Below are 377 nucleotides of genomic sequence, written 5' to 3'. Positions count from 1 at the left end.
GCCGAGGAGCTGCGCCGCGCCGCCGAGGCGTCCCGTCGGGCGGGCGACCTCGCGGCGGCCGCGTCCGACCTGTTCCGGGCGATCGCGCGCGAGCAGGCCGAGCGCACGATCGTGGCGGTGGATCCGGGCACGACCGCCCGCGGGTTCGCCCGCCGCGCGGGATCCGCGCACCCCGACCACGCCGCGCGCCTCGTCGTCGCGGCCGACGACTTCGACGCCGTCCGCTACCTCGGCCGACCGGGCACCGAGGAGATGCTCGACCGGCTCGAGGCGCTCGACCGCGACCTGCGGACGGCCGCGCCCGCCCGGCACGAGCCCGTCGGCGCAGGACCCCGGTGACCGCGCCCGCCCACGCCGCCCTCGCGACGGCCGAGACC

General features: G+C 80.6%; 1 protein-coding gene. It reads left to right on the top strand.

Annotated features, from left to right (window positions below; all coding sequences use genetic code 11):
* A partial coding sequence (locus DZG00_RS16590) for a DUF4129 domain-containing protein (protein WP_147360113.1) occupies positions 1 to 339 on the top strand: 339 nt, incomplete at its 5' end.
* Positions 340 to 377: the final 38 nt, after the last annotated feature.

Origin of the sequence: Clavibacter lycopersici (assembly GCF_003576405.1) — a bacterium.
In the GTDB taxonomy this organism is placed as follows: Bacteria; Actinomycetota; Actinomycetes; order Actinomycetales; family Microbacteriaceae; genus Clavibacter; species Clavibacter lycopersici.
Note: the sequence above shows the minus strand (reverse complement) of the source record. Positions and strands in the feature narration are given on the sequence as shown.